Annotated in this window: 21 protein-coding genes; 7 read left to right on the top strand and 14 right to left on the bottom strand. The window is 43.0% G+C overall.

The annotated features are described in order from the left end of the window. The first annotated feature begins 90 nt into the window (after window positions 1-90). Window positions 91-1320, top strand: coding sequence for an MFS transporter (locus FOC32_RS02410; RefSeq protein WP_175966187.1), 1230 nt, complete (start codon window positions 91-93; stop codon window positions 1318-1320). 211 nt (window positions 1321-1531) lie between these two features. Here FOC32_RS02410 and FOC32_RS02405 read toward each other — a convergent pair whose 3' ends face one another. The 5 genes from FOC32_RS02405 to FOC32_RS02385 all read right to left on the bottom strand — a co-directional run bounded on the left by FOC32_RS02405 (window position 1532) and on the right by FOC32_RS02385 (window position 6840). Beyond that, window positions 1532-1828 carry a DUF3817 domain-containing protein gene (locus FOC32_RS02405; RefSeq protein WP_004787034.1) on the bottom strand — a complete coding sequence of 99 codons (297 nt, stop codon included), beginning with the start codon at window positions 1826-1828 and terminating at the stop codon, window positions 1532-1534. Window positions 1829-1954: 126 nt separating this feature from the next. After that, window positions 1955-4120, bottom strand: a complete 2166-nt coding sequence (gene yccS, locus FOC32_RS02400) for a YccS family putative transporter (protein WP_175966186.1) — start codon at window positions 4118-4120, stop codon at window positions 1955-1957. A gap of 142 nt (window positions 4121-4262) precedes the next feature. Further along, window positions 4263-4805, bottom strand: coding sequence for a superoxide dismutase family protein (gene sodC / locus FOC32_RS02395; RefSeq protein ID WP_005233664.1), 543 nt, complete (start codon window positions 4803-4805; stop codon window positions 4263-4265). Window positions 4806-4915: 110 nt separating this feature from the next. Then, a complete protein-coding gene (locus FOC32_RS02390) occupies window positions 4916-6064 on the bottom strand; it encodes an AI-2E family transporter (RefSeq protein ID WP_034169693.1) in 1149 nt (382 codons plus the stop codon). A gap of 131 nt (window positions 6065-6195) precedes the next feature. Further along, window positions 6196-6840: a ParA family protein gene (locus FOC32_RS02385; protein WP_175966185.1), complete on the bottom strand. Its 645-nt coding sequence runs from the start codon at window positions 6838-6840 to the stop codon at window positions 6196-6198. 123 nt (window positions 6841-6963) lie between these two features. Here FOC32_RS02385 and FOC32_RS02380 point away from each other — a divergent pair, with 123 nt between their 5' ends. Continuing rightward, complete coding sequence (locus FOC32_RS02380) at window positions 6964-7431, top strand: Holliday junction resolvase-like protein (protein ID WP_004787020.1); 468 nt, start codon at window positions 6964-6966, stop codon at window positions 7429-7431. Between the two features lie 26 nt (window positions 7432-7457). Continuing rightward, entirely contained in the window at window positions 7458-8042 is a 585-nt protein-coding gene (locus FOC32_RS02375; RefSeq protein WP_175966184.1) for a hypothetical protein, read from the top strand. On the opposite strand, the gene FOC32_RS02370 is transcribed toward FOC32_RS02375, so the two are convergent. Next, window positions 8039-8665 carry a class I SAM-dependent methyltransferase gene (locus FOC32_RS02370; RefSeq protein ID WP_175966182.1) on the bottom strand — a complete coding sequence of 209 codons (627 nt, stop codon included), beginning with the start codon at window positions 8663-8665 and terminating at the stop codon, window positions 8039-8041. The two genes, FOC32_RS02375 and FOC32_RS02370, sit on opposite strands and share 4 nt — an antisense overlap. 180 nt (window positions 8666-8845) lie before the next feature. Here FOC32_RS02370 and FOC32_RS02365 point away from each other — a divergent pair, with 180 nt between their 5' ends. Next, window positions 8846-9409 (top strand): hypothetical protein, encoded by a 564-nt coding sequence (locus tag FOC32_RS02365; protein ID WP_175966180.1) that lies wholly within the window; start codon window positions 8846-8848, stop codon window positions 9407-9409. Window positions 9410-9635: 226 nt separating this feature from the next. Here FOC32_RS02365 and FOC32_RS02360 read toward each other — a convergent pair whose 3' ends face one another. Beyond that, window positions 9636-9968 carry a HopJ type III effector protein gene (locus FOC32_RS02360; RefSeq protein WP_175966178.1) on the bottom strand — a complete coding sequence of 111 codons (333 nt, stop codon included), beginning with the start codon at window positions 9966-9968 and terminating at the stop codon, window positions 9636-9638. Between the two features lie 171 nt (window positions 9969-10139). On the opposite strand from FOC32_RS02360, the gene crcB reads away from it, so the two are divergent. Next, a complete protein-coding gene (gene crcB / locus FOC32_RS02355) occupies window positions 10140-10520 on the top strand; it encodes a fluoride efflux transporter CrcB (RefSeq protein ID WP_175966176.1) in 381 nt (126 codons plus the stop codon). A 78-nt stretch (window positions 10521-10598) separates the two neighbouring features. Here crcB and FOC32_RS02350 read toward each other — a convergent pair whose 3' ends face one another. Then, window positions 10599-10850: a type B 50S ribosomal protein L31 gene (locus tag FOC32_RS02350; protein ID WP_004787006.1), complete on the bottom strand. Its 252-nt coding sequence runs from the start codon at window positions 10848-10850 to the stop codon at window positions 10599-10601. Between the two features lie 97 nt (window positions 10851-10947). After that, the gene (locus tag FOC32_RS02345) at window positions 10948-12246 is read right to left on the bottom strand and encodes an ABC1 kinase family protein (protein WP_004787005.1); all 1299 of its coding nucleotides are present in this window, start codon (window positions 12244-12246) and stop codon (window positions 10948-10950) included. 288 nt (window positions 12247-12534) lie between these two features. Here FOC32_RS02345 and FOC32_RS02340 point away from each other — a divergent pair, with 288 nt between their 5' ends. After that, the gene (locus FOC32_RS02340; RefSeq protein ID WP_175968141.1) at window positions 12535-12741 is read left to right on the top strand and encodes a DUF1737 domain-containing protein; all 207 of its coding nucleotides are present in this window, start codon (window positions 12535-12537) and stop codon (window positions 12739-12741) included. Between the two features lie 30 nt (window positions 12742-12771). Here FOC32_RS02340 and FOC32_RS02335 read toward each other — a convergent pair whose 3' ends face one another. Further along, complete coding sequence (locus FOC32_RS02335; RefSeq protein WP_175966174.1) at window positions 12772-14130, bottom strand: MATE family efflux transporter; 1359 nt, start codon at window positions 14128-14130, stop codon at window positions 12772-12774. A 40-nt stretch (window positions 14131-14170) separates the two neighbouring features. Further along, complete coding sequence (locus tag FOC32_RS02330; RefSeq protein ID WP_175966172.1) at window positions 14171-14629, bottom strand: DMT family transporter; 459 nt, start codon at window positions 14627-14629, stop codon at window positions 14171-14173. Window positions 14630-14755: 126 nt separating this feature from the next. Here FOC32_RS02330 and hemW point away from each other — a divergent pair, with 126 nt between their 5' ends. Next, window positions 14756-15910, top strand: a complete 1155-nt coding sequence (gene hemW / locus FOC32_RS02325; RefSeq protein ID WP_175966171.1) for a radical SAM family heme chaperone HemW — start codon at window positions 14756-14758, stop codon at window positions 15908-15910. Between the two features lie 103 nt (window positions 15911-16013). Here hemW and FOC32_RS02320 read toward each other — a convergent pair whose 3' ends face one another. The 3 genes from FOC32_RS02320 to FOC32_RS02310 all read right to left on the bottom strand — a co-directional run bounded on the left by FOC32_RS02320 (window position 16014) and on the right by FOC32_RS02310 (window position 19072). Further along, a complete protein-coding gene (locus FOC32_RS02320) occupies window positions 16014-16310 on the bottom strand; it encodes a hypothetical protein (protein WP_228761271.1) in 297 nt (98 codons plus the stop codon). Between the two features lie 369 nt (window positions 16311-16679). After that, a complete protein-coding gene (locus tag FOC32_RS02315) occupies window positions 16680-16889 on the bottom strand; it encodes a cold-shock protein (RefSeq protein ID WP_175966169.1) in 210 nt (69 codons plus the stop codon). Between the two features lie 359 nt (window positions 16890-17248). Then, window positions 17249-19072, bottom strand: coding sequence for an acyl-CoA dehydrogenase C-terminal domain-containing protein (locus FOC32_RS02310; protein ID WP_005233691.1), 1824 nt, complete (start codon window positions 19070-19072; stop codon window positions 17249-17251). Between the last annotated feature and the right edge of the window lie 363 nt (window positions 19073-19435).

The raw sequence follows: 19435 nt of genomic DNA, 5'->3' as shown, positions 1-19435 counted from the left end.
TTAAAAATAGTACTCTGCTAAAATTATTCTTCTCTATTTTAGATAAAGTTCGGTCTGCTATTAACGGACAAACTGGCAATAACAACTCCCATGCAAAATATCCAGACCCAAAAACTGACCAGTGCCACACTGATGTTTCCTCTGGCACTGGTACTGTTTGAATTCTCCGTCTATATCTGTAATGACCTGATCCAGCCGGCCATGTTGGCCATTACCCGTGATTTTGGCGTAAGCAGTTCCTGGGCACCATCTTCTATGTCCTTTTTCCTGTTAGGTGGGGCATTTGTTGCCGCAATTTTAGGACCCTTATCAGACCGATTAGGCCGTAAAAAAGTCCTGCTGGGTGGCGTAGCATTTTTTGTAATCTGCTGTCTGGCGATTTTACTCACACCGAATATTCAAAGCTTCCTGTTCCTGCGCTTTTTACAAGGTTTTGGCTTGTCCTTTATTGCTGCTGTGGGTTATGCCGCGATTCAGGAAAGTTTTGAAGAACGCGATGCCATTAAAGTCATGGCACTTATGGCCAATGTTTCCTTGCTGGCACCACTTTTAGGGCCAGTAGTCGGTGCCTTTATGATTGACCATGTCTCATGGCACTGGGGTTTTATCGGCATTGCCTGTCTGGCATTTCTGAGCTGGTTTGGACTAAAAGCGAAGATGCCGAATCCGAATATCAGTATTCCCAAACAGCCACTCAGCTATATTATCGATGACTTTAAGCAGGTCCTGAAAAATAAGCGTTTCGTGATCATGACCATGGCATTACCGCTGGTGAGCTTGCCATTGATGCTATGGATTGCATTATCTCCCGTGATTCTGGTTGAAGAACTAGGCTTGAGCAGCATGCAATATGGCTTGGCTCAGTTTCCGGTATTGGGTGGCCTGATTCTGGGCAATATCATTCTGCTAAAAATTATCGACAAGATGCCGCTCGGTAAAACAGTAATGCTGGGTGTGCCATTGATGCTGTTCGGAACCATTTTGTTGTTAGTGGGAATATTGATTCCAGACTATTTTCTGCATTGTCTGATTATCGGTACCACTTGCATCAGTCTGGGTGAAGGGATCAGCTTCTCAGTATTGTACCGTTTTGCGCTGATGTCATCTGAAGTGTCTAAAGGCACGGTTGCGGCAACGGTATCTATCTTGATGATGCTGAGTTTCTTTATCGTGATTGAAGTGGTCAGAATTGCTTATGAAGCTTTTGATCTTTTGGCTTATTGCGGCGCCTCGTTTATTTTAATTGCACTCTGGTTTAGCTTGCCACGTATGCAGCTAAAACAGGTGATGCTGGAAAGAAAAGAGCGAGGGGAGTTTTAGAAGAATTCCTTCCTTTTAAATGTTTAATCGAATGAAGCTATTTACTTTATGTGCCTCAAATAAATGTATTGAATGTTCTCTCCCTATGGGAGAGAGTTAGAGAGAGGGAAATATTAATAAAATAACCTCACCCTTGCGCAGCAGTGCTGCTTATCTCCTAAAAGGAGAGAAAACGTCCATGATGGATTTAATAATAATTAGAATCCAAAAGTTAAGCTTCAGCCGGCTGCTCCAACTTCTTTAATTTCATATCAAAGATAAATGGTCCAAACGGCAGAATTGACGCGATCAAGCCCAGAATAAACATACTCAGAGACCATTTCTGTTTTTCACAGACAGCAAATAACACCACAAGAAAAAGCACAAAAAGTACGCCGTGACCCATGCCGATATATTTCACCAGAATCGGGTTATCCATCATGTACTTGACCGGCATGGCAATAAATAACAGCAACAGAAATGAAATACCTTCAAGCAATCCAACCAGACGTAAAGTTTTAATATTCACGCGCACTCACTCTTCTATGTTCTATTCAATCAGGCTTGAGTGTACCCAATCTGCCGATTTAAGCAAAAGAAATTTATAGAATAAAATTAATTATTTTAGATACTTATATCCTAGTAATCTGCTTGGTTATTTTATTTCAACCGCCAGTAACTGCTGCCTTAAAGACAATAATTCAGGCAAGGTTTCCAGTAACAAACTGATCTGTTTAAGTACTAGCAGCAGGTGGGTGGAAATATGCTCCTGCTGACTCAGCTGCCGGATTTCTGCCAGTTGGTCCTGAATGTTCTGCTGCGGTACATTTTCAGGATTTGATAGGGCAGAGGTTAAAGTCTGCTGACAGGCAGATAGCAGTTGCAAAATTTGTGGATCAGATACCTGTTCGCGATGGCTACCCAATGCGGAAATATAACTGAGCTGACTGTGACTATAAACCAGATAGCGAAAGGCATTGCGAATTAGCACTGGATCTGGATTCGGTTCGGTACTCAGACTCGAAATCATATTGGAAAGGTCAATCTGGGCATTGTGGGCCAAACGACGCGCTGTCCGATAAGCAATACTGTTATTTTTGCCATGCTGATATTGCTCCAGAATAGCCAGTAAATAGTTCAGCGTCGCTTGGGAAGACTTTTTAATATTGCTAGAAATATTCCGGAAATTCCAGTCCGGCCAGATACAACTGACCGCCAGCCAGGCAATCAGACAACCAATCAGGGTATCGATAATGCGTGGCAGAATGACTGCATAGCCAGCGCCTTTCAGATTGAAAATCAGCAGTACCACCAAGGTTGCCATCAACGTGGCCATGGCATATTTCTTGGAACGCAAATAGAAAAAACCGACACCGAAAATCACAGTAAGCAGCAACTGGCCTTCAATACTTGGTACAAAATACAGGATCGGGATGCCTAAAATGACACCGAGCAATGTACCTAAAGTCCGCAGTTTTAAACGGCTTTTGGTAGCGAAATAACTGATCTGGCAGACAAACAGACTGGTCAGCAATATCCAGTAGCCATTTTTGGCAAAGGGCAATAGAGAAATGGCATAGCCAACCAGAAAGACCAAAGCGATCCGCACCGCATGACGAAACAGCGCCGATTGTGGTCCCAAATGGGGTTTTAATTTCAGCCAGAAATCTGCGGGTCCACGCAGGTCATCATCAAACAGGCTGGAATCATCAAAATGCTTTGGATAATCCGGACGGTAAATGGCTTGTTTATCCTGCAAATGTTGCAGCTGTTCATGCACACTGAGCAGATTGCTCAGAATGAGCTGTAAGTTTTTTACCTCAATATTCTGTGGATGCTGGGCAATCCAGTCCTGCATGGAGGCTTCTAATGCTTTGAGTGCCAGCTGATGCTGTTCAGGAAGTTGATAGGTTTCATTACGCAGTACACAAGCAGCCAGCTGCTGACAGGCAAGTGCCTGCAAGTGAAAATTTTTCTGAATGCGAAAAATCAGATCGGTACGGCTAAAATGCTGGTGAATCTGCTCATAATGCAGATAGTTGGCAGTTGCCTGCTCATGAATATCCTGAGTCAGAAAATAAAGGTTCAGCCAGTAAATGGTCTTATGATTCGGACGCGAGGCTTTGAGTCGGGTCAGTAAAGAATCTTTGGTACGGTTAAAGCTTTCAATCACTTGAGTATTTTTTAAGGAAAGCTCGTAGAGCAGCGGCTCGACATTATTCTGATTATCGGGATCAAATAATTTGGCTTTGGTCGATAGAAGCTCCGCCATCTGTTGCAGGTTGATGGACAGATTTTCCTGAACCTGTAAAGTTGGACGAATCAGATAAAATAGGATAGAAGTCAGGCCATACCACACCACCCCAACTACAAAATAAAGCGGCTGCTCATACCAGTGTCCATATTCTCCCAAGCCAAACATGGTGTAAATGGACAGCAATACAGTGCCAAAAGAAATAGTGGCATAACGCTGTCCCAAAGCACCCATCAAGATAAATACAGCACTAGAAAGTGATAACCAGAGCGAAAACCAGATTTTATAGGGATGCAGAAATTCCAGCATGCTACTGACTGCAAAAAACAGCAGCATGACCAGCCCCAGATTGCGTAGCCTTAAACTTAAACGGTCATCAAAATCGGTCAGGGCAGTGGCAATTGCTCCTAAAGTGACCGGAACAATCAAGGTCTCATAGCCGAGAAGTTTTAGACCGAAAGTCGTCCCTGAAAGCACAATAAACATCTGCAAACAGTAAGTCATCAAGGCACTGGACTGAAAAGGCAACAGGGCTTTTTTAAGTATGTGATGAAGAGGATGTAACATGGAATCTGAGCTATTCACAAGAATATGATCCGTGGTATTTGACTGCCGGTTTTAAATGCAATTTAAGCGCCTATTTCAGAAGAAATGTCTACTAAAAAACGGGCAAGAAGCCCGTTTTTGAATGCTAATCATCTGTAATAAATCAGATCACACCACAGGCAATACGTTCACCGCCACCGCCCAATGGTAATGGGTTGTCAGAATAATTGTCGCCACCGGCATGTACCATAATCGCACGACCCTGAACATCAGCCAGTTTCAGACGTGGCGCAAGCAGGGTGACACGTGCAGTTCCATCTGTATTAACTTTCAATGCGGGTAAATCACCGAGATGACCGGTTGTTGGCGTACCGTGATGTGGAGCCTGATTTGGATTGTAATGGCTACCTGCAGCCAGTGCTGCGCCCATCTTGCCGTCTTTCATGGCAGGTGCACATGAACCATTTTCATGAATGTGGAAACCACGCTCACCCGCAGGAAGCTGTTTCAGATTAGTACGAATCACCAAGCCAGCCGGGCTGTCACTCAATAATACGGTACCAATCGATTCACCGACGCCCTGTGCAGAAACTGCATTCAGGGTCACGGTTTTAACATTTTCAGTCGAAGTAGAGGTTGAAGCGCAACCGGTAAAAAGTGCGGCACTGACTGCGCACAAAGCTGTAAGTTTAAATAATGAAGACATAATTATCACACCTTGATCTTTATTCTGCTTTTCGGAATCTATTGAAACAGAGCAAGACCAAAAGCACTATAGAAAATCAGTACTTAAATGTTTTAATTTGTTTAAGCCAGTCAGTCTTGTGATTTCGGTGCCTTGTTACGGCGCAGACGGAATTTTTTCTTCGGTTCAACCTCATGCGCCATAGTGGCTTTAGGCATCATCAAAGGTTCGTTCAGGTTGCTTTCATGCAGCCATTCACGCCAGATGGCCAGTAGTACGGCCAGAATCACCGGTCCAATAAAGACACCAACCAGACCAAAGCTGGCAATACCACCCAAAACACCAAACATAATCAGCAGGAATGGAATCTGTGTTGCACCCGAAATGACCAGTGGACGAATCACGTTGTCCGCTGTACTCACAATACAGACACCCCAGACCATGACGCCAACGGCTTCAATGGTTTGTCCTTGCGAGAACAGCCATAGCGAAACTGCACCATAAGCAACGGGAGGGCCAAAAGGAATTAAGGCAAAGATGAAGGTGATAATGGTCAGTACCATCGGGTTCGGTACACCAGCCACGAAATAGCTGATACCTGCCAGCAAAGACTGGGCAATTGCTGTTAAGCCTACCCCATAGACCACCGCACGTGTGGTATCTGAAATTGTCGCCAGATAATGGTGAATACGTGGACCGACTACCATCTCAAAGGCTTTACGCACCTGATTCAGAATGGTATGACCATCACGGTAGAAGAAGAATAACGACAGTACGGCAAAACACAGCTTGAAGACATTTTTACTGATTTCATTCAGTACAACTTTACCGTAATTCAGATGACCCTGAATCCAGACCGAAATAGTTTGTGCAATGCTGTTTGGATCGGCATTAATCTCATTCAGGGTACGGGTAATTTCCTTACCTACAAGTGGTAGGCCGCGAATAAAATCTGGAACGCTAAGATGACCTGAGAATACCTGTTTTTGCAATTCAAAATACAGGTTCCGACCTTCGTGCTGCAGCATAAAAATGGCAAAAATAAAAGGTAGACCAAACACCAGAATCACACCCAGAATCATAATAGTCGCACTCAGTGTCGGCCGATTGCCACTCATTCTTAAGATCGACTGATACAACGGCCAGGTCATGTACGCAATAATGGCTGCCCAAACTACAGGAATGATGAAATACTTGAGTATGTGAAAACTCAGAAAAATCAGAATGAAAAACAGTCCAAATAATAAGACTTTTTGTAGTGTGGGCGCGTATTGTTGCACTGAATTTAGAAGCTCATTTTTTTAGGTCATGTCAGGCATATTAACTGAAAAAAAAGCGATCGAAAACGATAGTACAGGAAGTAGTACGATTATTTTCCTAAGAATAAAAAGAAGAGGCAAAAATAACAGAACTAGAACCATTGGCTTGGATCGTCAATAATGGCATTCAATAAAGGTTGCCATTGATCCTGTAATTCCCGGTACATCTTCTGCTGTTTGTCAAAAATAGACAGGCCTTGCATGGCCAGTCGGCTATAGGGTACACGTTCAGAAATCCAGGCAACCGGTTGCTGATCAATTTTATTGAAAAACTGCTGAATGTCCTGATTGCTGGCTGCATTAGGTTTGGTGCGGTTGGCGAGGAGCAGAATTTCAACCTTGCCTTTACGGATGCGTTTAATGTCCTGCAAGTGCTTGAGAAAACGGCGCGTAGAATCAATATCAAAAAATGAAGGCTGCAGCGGGGTAATGATGGCATCTGCTTCACTGATTAACTGCTCGGCATGATCTTCATTCAGCGCTCCGGGTGCATCGATGATCAGATATTCCAAGTTTTTAGGCGCATCCCCAATCGATTTGGCATTTCGCCAGTCCAGACTCTGAATCGGCGCGGCATCTTTTGGGCGATGTTTCAACCATTGCAAGGTCGATTTCTGGCTGTCCGCATCAGCCAGAGCAACTCTATAACCCTTTTGTGCCAGGGCAGCTGCCAGGCTAATTGCAGTAATGGTTTTACCACAGCCGCCTTTCTGATTTGCAACTAAAATAGTTTTCATGACCTTGGATGATTTAATTCTGCTCCCGCCTAGCATATCATTCTTTGCAGGCTTACTGGATGGCAGACCCTTTCAACTTCAGTCGAAGGTAGGCAGCAAAATAAAGCAGATTAGGAAGATTGAATGTCCATTGGAATGGCTATGCTGATTGGTGCCTGTATTGGAGTGGTTTTAACTACCCTGATTCTGGGCCAGACGCGAAATGGTCGAATTAAAGCAGAATATGAACAATATATTGCCGAGCTGGAGCTGGAACATCAGCAAGCTTTAGTTGCTGCACAAAAACGCAGTGTGAATACCAGTCGTGCGGTACTCAAAGGCAAAATGGCCGAGCAGTTGGCACCGATCATGCCAGAGTTTCAATATCTGCCTAGTGATGCCAAATTTTTAGGTGATCCGGTGGATTATGTGGTCTTTGATGGTTATACCGATTTTCGTGATGGTGAAGGGCTGGCTGAAGATATTGAAGTGGTGTTGATTGATATTAAAAGTGGGGGTGCACGTCTGACCAAAGGCCAGATGGCAATTGCTCAAGCCATTCAGGAAGGGCGGGTACGTTTTGAAACCATCCGGATTGATTTTGAAGACTGAAGGACAGCAAGCTTCAACTCTACACTATGGATAAACTGATTATTGTCGCAGCACTGTTTGCGCTTGGACTATGGATCTGGTCGGAATACTTTCGGGCGATTCCGAATCTGGAGCAGGCCGGAGTACTCAAAAATTTTCAGGTAGAATCGATTGAGCCGCATCAGGCTGAATATCGCGTACTGGCTAAACAGTATTATGGGCCTGAGCGGCGTACCATTCATCCAGCCAGTCCAGTGGTGGGAAGCTTTAATGATCTGGCCTATGTCAGCAATATTGATCTGTTACTGGTCGCACCGAAAGTATCCAGTACTGTATTTAAACCATTCAAGCTTGAGCAGGACAGGCATTGTTTCAATATGACCGCTACAGACGCACAGGCCAATCCTGCGAACATTCAACCTCATTTGCTGAACCTGAGTGTGATTGCCGCCAGCGAAGTTGTTGCCAATAAGGTTCGCCGTTTAAAAGCAGATCAGCGGATCAGGCTGCAAGGGGACTGGGTACAGGTCAAATCAGCGACTAGCCAGCAAGAATTTCAAGTTGGAATAGGCAATCCAAGATCAGACCAATGCCGTCTGTTTAGAATAACTGATTTAAAAGTGCTGGATTAAAGCGGTTTATGTACTCGTGCCAGCAGCATACGCTGACCAATCTTTGGAATACCTTCTGCATCGATATAATGAACTTCATCCAGTTCAAACCCAGCCTCTAAAAGAGCGGTTTCAATATCCCGGTTGAGATAACAGCCATCTGCCACTTTCTTCTGAATCGGGGTGAGTAAATGCTGCAAGCGCTGAATGTTGAGATGCTCTCGGTTTAATACATGCTTAACCAGATGAAAATGGCCGCCTGGCTTCAGAACCTGGTAAATTTCATGCAGACTTTGATGCAGATCCGGAATACTGCATAAGGTCCAGGTTGATACGATATTTTCCAGACTATTTTCTGCAAAAGGCAGGACTTCTGCGCTCGCCTGAATCTGTTCGACTGCAAAAGGGCTTTGACTGATGCGCTGCTCAGCCAGTTTAAAAATGTCCGGGTTAGGTTCCAGCGCATAGACTTTATCTACGGCCTGATAAAAAGGCAGATTCAGTCCTGTACCAAAGCCAATTTCCAGAACTTCACCTGTAATAGGCAATAATAATTCGCGGCGTAAATCCATCAGGGAGGGGGTCTGCATAACCTGATTCAGCAGATGCGGAAAAATATGTTGTTGATAGAATTTATACAGCATGGTCGCATTCAAATGATTCTTAGACAGGCTTAGATTAACCGAAAATAATCAGATTAGCTAAAGCTCTCCGCTCACCAAAATTGATCAACTTGTTACTAATTTCAACTATTTATTCATTAAAAAAATTGTACTATCAAGCAAAATATTCTTGAAAAGATTTGATGGAATAAAGACAGAATTATGTTCAAACATCTTCGATACTATGCCTTGGCGGCCAGTCTTTTACTACCGCTTTATGGTCACACTTCTGTAGACCATAATGTTGCCAAAGGACTGCCACCGATGGCCAAAGACCAATCTATTTCAGTCTTGCAGCCGTTTAAAGGTGATTTCCGTATTTTGGGATCAAAAATTTATACCGACGACGAGCAGGCTAAGTTCTCTCCGATCGATTATGCGGTGAGTTGGGGGCTGTTTGCACAACCTGAAATTGCCCGGCACATTACAGTCAATCAGTATAACCGTTATCTGAACTGGAAAATGGATCGCGTGCCAGTGCCCATTAAACAAGCCAAACAGATGGTATCCAATATGCACATCATTCCTGCCAATCCACAAATTGCCAAAGCAATTAAACAGGTAAAACGTGGTGATCTGGTGCGTTTGCAAGGTGAACTGGTGGAAGTACGTGATAAAGATCTCGTCTGGAAATCTTCCTTAACCCCAACCGATACTGGTGATGGTGCTTGTGAAGTGTTTCGGGTTAGCTCAATCAAGTGGGTTGAGAAAGTAGGTAAAGGTTAAAAACTGGAAAACTTTTAAAGCTTTCTAAAAGGGTGGCCTAGGATGCTTCTGGGTGACCAGGCTTTATTGATATTTAATTTATTTTAAGCCTCATAGTTTTTCATTTTTTAAATGAGTTACTTCTTCCAAAAAATAATTTTAATCTTAAATAAGAATGTCATCTTGTTTTGTTAGTTTGATATAAAAAACCGCCAGAAATAGGCGGTTTTTTATTTGGCAGAATAACTTATTTGGCAGCTAGAGCTTCACCTTCAAAGGCAATGCCATCCCAGCCATTTTGCATGAACTGGCGGATATTCTGGTGATCCGTTGCTTCTGGTGTGGCCAGTACAGCCGCATAGTGTTCTGCAAACAGGCTCAAGGTTTGTGCCTGATCTAGGCCATTCAATTTGGCAAATGAAAATACTTTGGCACTGCCTTGGTTCTCAGTGGCAGCATTGGCCTGTTGGCCATTTTTAAAAGCAGTGGGTGTATGAGCATAGTGCGCATCGATATATGCAATCACATCTGCAAATTTAGGTTCGCCCGCAGCCAATTGGGCCAGTAATTCCTGAGCCATGTAGATTCCCTCTAAACTTAAATCAATTTGAATGGCGTCGAATATACCAATTTTTTGGCAAAGATCCATGTTCATTCTGCAATTTTAGGTGCATGATGTTATTCATTATTCTCGTCCCACATGGCGGCTGACGAAAGATTTAAGATCGAATCGAATAAAGACGGAGTAGACATGAACTGGCTTTTGGTGGCAATGGGCGGCGCGATTGGGGCAACACTGCGTTATGGAACAGGAATGTTGATTGCCAAACCACAGATGCTATTTCCGTGGCCGACCTGGTGGATCAATATTATAGGTTGCCTGTGTGCCGGGATTTTCTTTGCCTTTAGCCAGAAATACAGTTTCCTGCAAAGTGAAGCGCGGCTATTTTTGATGATAGGCATCCTGGGTGGCTTTACGACTTTTTCCAGTTTTGGTCTAGAAACTTTTCAGCTGCTTAAGCAGGGTGCAGTCACGATTGCCCTAAGTTATGTGATCTCTAGTGTGATTGTCGGAGTATTTATGCTGGGGGTGGGCTTTTATTTAACCCAGCTGACTTTGCCACAAGCATAAAAAAGCCAGGAAATTGGAGGTAATTTCCTGACATAAACCACGATTTAAATTGAGAGAAAAAAATCGGAGGTTTTAAGTTTAACCACGTTTAAAACGGGCAAAACGTTTGTTAAAGCTCGCTACGCGACCTTCATTACTGGTTTGACGTTGCTCACCGGTATAAAACGGATGTGAAGCACTCGAAATATCCAGGGTGACATAAGGATAGGTTTTACCTTCATATTCCTTGGTCTGGCTAGAAGTCATGGTGCTGCCAATCACGAAGTAGGCATCAGCATTAGTGTCATGAAATAAAACTTCTCGATATTCGGGATGAATGTCTGGACGCATCGTAATATTCCTCTTGTAATTTAAGAGTAATGTTATAATGTAACATTTGATATTTCAAGTGAAGTAGGGTTACAGCTTGTAAGCTTATTACTGTAACTTAACTGCGACTTGGCACAATTTCCTCAAATACATCACTCAAATCATCATGTACTTTCAAATGAATCAGGTTCCAGTATTGTCCGGAAATAGTACGATTTACCATCAGGGTATCTGGCGAAGGTTTGAATACATCCCAATATTTCAGAGAAGGTTTGAGCAATTCCATTCCATCATGATGTGCTGAGTTTTCAGCAAAATCATAATTGGTAGTTAAAGGACGCATCAGTACTTCTAGCCATTGCTCATACAGATCGGCCGGGAATTTTCCGGTCTCTGTCAGGGTATGCAGGGCATCTAGTTGCTGTTCAATAGTCGAAATATCCTTGTCACGGGCTGCATGGATTAATTCTTTGAAATGAGTAATGATCTCGGTAGAAAGGGTTTTAACACCGCCGTAATCGTAAATAATCACCGAGCCATCTTCACGGAAGGCAAAGTTCCCTGGATGCGGATCACAGTGAAAACGTTTCAGATAGAAAATTTCCTGACCAATTGCACGGAATAGACGGCGGCCTAGGGCATTACGGGTTTCTAGCGGCCATTGGCTGGCCGTTTCCATACTCTCACCCTGTTCCAGACTTAGGGTCAGAATATGGCGGGAAGAATATTCACTAAATACTTTCGGAATCACAATTTGATGATCGAGCGATTCATGAAAGGCACGCGCCACTTCCAGATTCTGAGCCTCAATTTCATAATTGAGTTCATTGTCCAGACTATGCTGGATTTCCTTGAATAGCTGATCCTGCAATTTGCGGTCAATTTTCAGTACACCCATCAAACGCAAAGCGAGACGAACCTGTTTCAGGTCACTTTCGCAGGCTTCTTCTACTCCTGGATATTGCACTTTGACCACAACCTGCTGGCCATCGGGAAGAGTCGCTTTATGTACCTGTCCGATCGAGGCTGCGGCAAAAGGCTGCTCATCAAACTGCTGGAATAGATCCTGCAAAGACTTGCCCAATTCTTTTTCGACCTGTGATTGAATCTCTTTAAATGGCATCGGTGGAGCCTGACGCTGCAATTTGGAAATGGCTCGAGCAACTTCAGGCGGAAAAATATCTTTATATTGCGACGCAATCTGGCCGACTTTCATCACCGCACCTTTCATTTCCCCCAAGGTATCAGCAATCTGTACTCCAATATCCTGAAATAATTTACTGCGTGCAGCATTTTTCTGCTCTTCATCCGCAGTTAAATTTTTAATCGAATTGGATAGGGTTTTACTTGCAATACTTGCGGTCATTCCAGCCAATTTCATAAAGCGGCGACCAGGCGTTCGAGCCGTTTTTGCCATGCGAGATTCCTCAAAATCACCATTTTTATGGGTGTATTTGATCATAGGTGACAAACTATAAATTGCCTATATTTAATTGTAGATGTTATGTTGCAAAGCTTCTCAAAGTGTTCATATTTGCTTGATATTGTTCACTTGATTTACGCAATTTTTAAACCATTTTGTCGTCTGTACGGCAGTTTTTGAATCAATTATTTAATTATTCTGAAGAGAGCAAAGCACGATTTTTAAGTTCCTTTCCATGATGAAAGGCTTAAAATAATGGCACCTCAAGATCAAGAAATTTCAATGAAAGTCTATCGATATTTTACTGGCAAAGATGATGTGAATTTTTGTGCCCGTGTGACCAAGGCACTCAATGAAGGCTATGAACTTTATGGTGCACCGACCATGACCTTTAATGGAACAGAGGTCATTGTCGGGCAAGTGGTGATTAAGGAAGTGTCAGATGAGTCCGAGATTCCACAGGGATTAAAAGATGCATTAAATCAGTAATTCAATGCATCTTTTTAAATAATAAGAGGATTAGGCACGCTGGCTTAAACGTTTGTTATTGCCATAAAGCCGTGCCAGCAATAAAACACAGGCCACGCTCAGACCGACAATCAGACCGACCCAGACGCCTGCCGCCCCCATATTTCCAAAACGGGACAAATAAACCCCCACCGGGAAGGCAATCACCCAATAGGCAATCATGGTGATCCACATTGGGCCTTTGGTATCCTGCATACCGCGTAAGCAGCCTGCAGCACTGATCTGCCAGGCATCCATCAGCTGATAGGCCACTGCAAAGAGCACCAGATAAAGCGCGATCTGGGTCACCATCGGGTCAGAAGTATAGAGTGCTACGATTTCACTACGGAACACCCAAAGCATCAGCATGATCAGCAGAGCTAGAATCGTCGCGGTCATCAGACCTAAACCTTGTACTCTACGCATGGCATCCCAGTTCTGTTCACCATAGTAAGTTCCCACCCGAATGGTCAGCGCAATGGCCAGAGACATCGGAATCATGAATAATTGTGAGGTAACGGAAATAGCAATCTGGTGAGCGGCCACAATGGTTTCACCTAATGGACTCAAGACAATCGCTGCGGTACTAAAAATACTCACTTCAAAGAAAATTGCCAGTCCGATCGGAAAGCCCAGCTTTAAAATCCGTTTCAGCCAATATCCGTTCAGCTTTTCCCAGTGACTAAATGGCTGACTGCTTTGATAGACCTGATTTTTAAAAATATATAGTGCCAGACTCATTAACATGAGCCATTGCAGAATTGCTGTAGCAAAACCACAACCGGCACTGCCCAGTGCTGTAATAGGGCCAACTCCATACATAAAAATGAAGTTTAATGGAACCAGAAGCAGTAGCGCCATGAGGCTAATGGCAGTGACCGGACGCGGGTAACCAATGGCCTCAGAATAGCCGCGTAAAGCCGCATACATAGTCACAGCAGGCATACCAAAACCGATCGCATGCAGGAACAGGCCAGCTTTAGGTTGCAGGCTTTCTGGGACACCTAGTAAAGGTAAAGTGAGGGGCAAAACTTGTAAAACCAGACCCGCAATCACCCCCAGGATGAATGCGACCCATAATGATTGCCGCGCAATTGTAGCGATTTTTTCAGGTGTACGTGCGCCTTTGGCTTCCGCCACTAAAGGTGTAGTGGCGATCATGATACCGCTAAAAAGCAGCATGACTGGAATCCATAGCCCGACACCAACTGCAATCGCTGCCAGGTCAGTCGGTGAGAGACGTCCGGCCATAATGGTATCAATCAGACCCAAACCTGCCTGGGAAAATTGTGTGACCAGAATGGGCAACATCAGATGGAACAGCTGTTTTAATTCATAACGACGGGTTGTGGCTGTCAAAACATTAGACACAAAAATTACTCATTAGTGATCATGTGCTTAGAGATAAGGTTTAGCGTTGTAAAGTGAGAAGCACACCAATAAAAATCACCACGCCACCTAAAAGACGTTGCCAGTTCACCGGCATTTTTTCATTGCCCAGCAGACCAAACTGATCGACGATCATGGACATCACCATCTGACCAAAAATAATCATTCCGGTCAGTGTCAGGAAGCCCATTTTAGGTGCAGCATAAATGCTCATGCTGATCGCATAAACACCTAAAAATCCACCTAACCAGAGATACCAGGGAACTGTCATCAGCTCCTGTAAGCTTGGTTTGAGATGTGACTGAAATAGCACGATGCCGGCAAGTACTATTGTACCAATCAAAAAGGAAAAAAATGCAGCTTGAATAGGAGAATATAAATATTCTTTTAGTTGGGTATTAACAGCCGTCTGTAAGGTCAGCAAGACCCCGATTGCAAAGACCAAAGGCAGTAAAATGAGGAGCTGGGAGGATATTTTCATAATTTTAACTATCTAATTCTATTTAAATTTTTAGGCATTAGGCGATGGCGATTTTAATTTTAGCAGTGTTGTTGCCGAGTCATGTTAAAATTACGCTAGATCTTGTAGTTGTTTTTGAGTAGTTCTTTGGCTGAATTGAATCCTGCACTTATTCCCTTATCCTTGTATATCCATATGCCGTGGTGTGTACGTAAATGTCCGTATTGTGACTTTAACTCGCATGCCGTGCCTGATGGGGAGTTGTCTCTCGAGCTGGAGCGGGAATATCTGCATGCGCTGGTAGAAGACTTGAAGACTCAGGTTGATTTTGCCCAAGGCCGTTCGATTCATAGTGTATTTATTGGTGGCGGAACGCCGTCACTGATCTCTGCTGCAGGTTACCAGTGGTTATTAACCGAACTGAAAGCACTGATTCCTTTTGAAGAGAATTGTGAAATCACGCTGGAAGCCAATCCGGGTACAGTGGAGCATGATCCATTTGCTGGCTATTTAGCAGCTGGTATTAATCGTCTGTCGATTGGTGTGCAAAGTTTTAATACCGAGCATCTGAAAAAGCTGGGCCGAATCCATAGCAATGAAGAGGCGATCTCAGCGATTGGCCTGGCGCGTGACGCAGGATTTCAGCGGATTAATGTCGACTTGATGCATGGCTTGCCTGAACAGTCACTGGAGCAGGCACTCAATGACCTGAAACTGGCGGTCGAGAATGGTGCTACGCATATTTCCTGGTATCAGTTAACTATTGAGCCAAATACCGTATTTTTCCGTACTCAGCCGATTTTACCGGTCGATGAAGTACTGGAAGAGATTCAGGAGCAGGGCGAGGCCTATTTAAAAGCCAATGGCTTTATCAATTATGAAGTCTCTGCTTGGCGTAAAGAATTACCCTCGGCACATAATATAAATTACTGGCAATTTGGTGATTATCTGGCCATTGGAGCAGGGGCACATGGCAAAGTGACTCAACCGGATGGTGTTTACCGTTTCCAGAAAACCCGTTTGCCTAAAGACTATTTAGCCAAAGTGCCAGCCGAACATTTGCAGTTTAAGCGCATCGAAGCGGCAGATATGGCGTTTGAATTTATGATGAATGCCTTACGTTTAAATGATGGTGTGAAAGCGAAGCTTTATCTTGAACGAACAGGCTATAGTCTGGATACACTGAGTGAATTATTGACTTCACTGCGTCAACATCAACTGATGGTAGAAGATACAGAACGTCTGGCATGTACTGAGCAAGGTCACATCTTTTTAAACTCTGTGCTGGAAGAGTTTCTTTAATTGCCTAATCTATCCGAATAATTAATCCAATTTAAAAAGAAAAAGCCCGATGAGTTACATCGGGCTTTTCTTCTCTCTCCACTATGCATTTAAACTATTCAGATTAACGATACTTAGGTGGCAATGTGTGATGCGGGCCATTGTGATGATTTTTGTTGAAGAAGCCTTTATGGTCTTTTTTGCCAAAGTTATCATGACGATCATGCTGGTTAAAATGCGCATTAGGAGGTGCTTTATAGAAACCACCTCTATGCGGCATTGGTTTCTTATCAAAATGATGCGCTGATGGCGTTGGATAACGATGATCCGGTCCAGGCGCCGCCATTGCAGACATGGTAGCTGTTGTTACAATCAAGCCAATCATTAAAGAGGAAACTAATTTTTTCGTGATCATACTCATATTTATTCAATGAGTTCATCATAGGAGTCAGCGATGTAGGGAAGAGGGAGCCATAGACAACACTTTTGTAAATTTCAGAATTTCTTTCAATTTTGTATTTAAATAATTAATAAATAATAAATTTTATTAAAAATTCTATATTTTTATGGGCAATTTTTGATTTTAAAATCATAAAAATTCTTCTCCGTTTCTTCATGTTTTAACGTGAGCGAAATCAGATGAAGAAATTTAGGACAAGATGATGAATGAAAAGCGAATATAATATTTAATTATCTTTTAAATTTAATTAATTGATCTGGAAACTAAAATTAGTCAATTTAAGTTACAAAAAAAGCACTCTAATGAGTGCCTTTTTTCATCTTTGCAATATTAGATCGCAGTGATGTTAGTCGCTGTAGGACCTTTTTGGCCTTGAGCTACGATGAAAGAAACCTTTTGGCCTTCAGCTAAAGTTTTGAAACCTGAACCTTGGATTTCGCTGAAGTGAGCGAAAACGTCTGGACCATTGTCTTGTTGAATGAAGCCAAAACCTTTAGTTTCGTTGAACCACTTTACTGTACCGGTAACTGTGTTAGACATAATATAACCTATTGAATCTTATGGATTTATAGTCAAAATTTCAGATGACTAGCTGTAACTTTGAAAAATAAAAAGGATGGAGCTTATTGATCTTTAAAACGAAGGTTTATGACTAAAACTGCGATACTTAAAAGAAGACTAACCAAAACAAGAATTTTTCTAGTTATCGCCATCATACCCTGTATTTATAGATATTCAAGTAAATTATATGGATAATTTAATAGACGTCTGAAAATTATAGATATAAATTTGTGTAGTTTGTGTACGCAGCAGATTTTTCTTTGTATCCAGTCATCATTTTGACATATGAAAAAGAGCGCCGTAGCGCTCTTTTTAAAGCTAAAACCTAAACTTTTGACTTAGTAATCAAAACTGAAGTGTTCTGCTGCCAGTGAAGTCATGGTTTTGGATGGATTCACCATTGCTTCAGCATGGCCTTGGGCACGTGGCAATAAACGCTCAAAGTAGAAATCAGCAGTTTTAATTTTCGCTTTGTAGAACTCTGGAACTTCTGCACCATCACCAGCAACCAGTTTCGCTGAAGCCACTGCAGCTTGTTGTGCCCAGAAGTAAGCCATCATTACATAGCCTGAGAACATCAGGAAGTCCACAGAAGCAGAGGATACGATGTCACGGTCTTTACGTGCTGCCAGCATGATACGTACAGTTAACGCATTCCACTGTGCACATAGCTTGGTCAGGTCCCAGGCAAAACGGCGCATGTATTTATTGCGTGCATGCTGTCCACAGAATTTCAGAATTTCAGCGGTGTAATCACGAATCACTTTACCTTTAGAGGTTAGCAGGACCTTACGACCAATCAGGTCAAGTGCCTGAACGCCAGTCGTTCCTTCGTACAGGGTAGAGATACGTGAGTCACGAACGATTTGCTCCATGCCCCATTCTTTGATGTAACCATGACCACCAAATACTTGCATACCGTGGTTCGCTGCTTCATAACCCATTTCAGTCAGGAAGCCTTTCAGAATAGGGGTATAGAAACCTAAGTGATCATCCTGCTGTTCAAATTCAGCAGTATCACCACGCAGCAGGGCATCATTCATGTTATCTGCGATTTTTGCTGCATGATAGATCATGGCACGACCACCTTCAGCAATCGCTTTCTGGGTCAACAGCATACGGCGCACATCGGCATGGTGGATGATCGCATCCGCCACTTTTTCCGGATCTTTTTTACCAGACAGGGCACGCATCGACATACGTTCTTTGGCATATGGCAATGCACCCTGGAACGATAATTCTGCATGACAGATACCTTGAATTGCGGTACCAATACGCGCGGTATTCATGAAGGTAAACATGGCATGCAGGCCTTTGTTTGGCTCGCCAATTAAATAACCCACTGCATTATCAAAGTTCAGTACAGCGGTTGCAGAGGCACGGATCCCCATCTTGTGTTCAATCGAACCACAGTTCACGGCATTACGTTCACCGATGCCGCCATCTTCAGTGGCAATGAATTTCGGTACGATAAACAGGGAAATGCCTTTGGTGCCTTGTGGTGCATCTGGAAGACGTGCCAAAACGATGTGTACGATGTTTTCAGTTAAATCGTGTTCACCCGCAGAAATGAAGATTTTAGTACCAGAAATCGCATAAGTACCATCAGCTTGTGGTTCTGCTTTAGTTTTTACCTGACCCAGATCGGTACCGCATTGTGGCTCAGTCAGGCACATGGTTCCTGACCAGGTACCTGCAACCAAATGCGGTAAATAGGTATTTTTCTGTTCATCAGTACCATACTGGATGATGGTATTGATACAGCCCACGCTCAAACCTGGATACATCTGGAAAGACCAGTTTGCCGTACCCATCATTTCTGATTTGATCAGGTTTAAAGACATCGGCAGATTTTGACCGCCAAATTCTTCAGGATAAGACAGACCTTGCCAGCCACCTTGCACGAACTGATCATAAGCTTCCTTGAAGCCTTTCGGTGTGCGTACTTCGCCATTTTCAAAGTGACAGCCTTCTGCATCGCCAGTCTGGTTAAGCGGAGAAAGTACATTTTCACAGAAATCTGCCGCACCTTCTAGGATCATGTCTACCGTATCTGCATCGGCATATTCGCCATTTGACAGTTCTTGGTAATGTGCAGGGTAATCAAGCACTTCATTCATTAAGAAGCGAATATCACGTAAAGGAGCTTTATATGCTGGCATGCGTTTAATCCTGATTAAAATAGTTTTGGATTATCTGTATCGATTCTATGATTATTCACATTGGAGATAAAAAAACATTGATAAAGACAACAAATAAAAATGTCAGAAAAGCGAATCGAGAAGATCAGACAAGTTTAAAGATTAAATAAAGGAACTCTCCATCTTTAAATAAGACACTTGTATTTAAAAATGCTTATCTGTCTGGACTTTAATCAATATTTAGGGAGATTGTCTAGGGGTATTTTTGTATGAATTGTACACGAATGTTAGGATCTAATCATTGGATAAATCATGTCATTAAATCCAATTTAATTTTATTATTTTTAATGAAAGGAAAAGAGTGAACGAATTAATGACTAACGC

The organism is Acinetobacter sp. FDAARGOS_724, assembly GCF_013364475.1.
In the GTDB taxonomy this organism is placed as follows: domain Bacteria; phylum Pseudomonadota; class Gammaproteobacteria; order Pseudomonadales; family Moraxellaceae; genus Acinetobacter; species Acinetobacter variabilis.
This window is presented reverse-complemented; position numbering and strand designations above follow the sequence as displayed.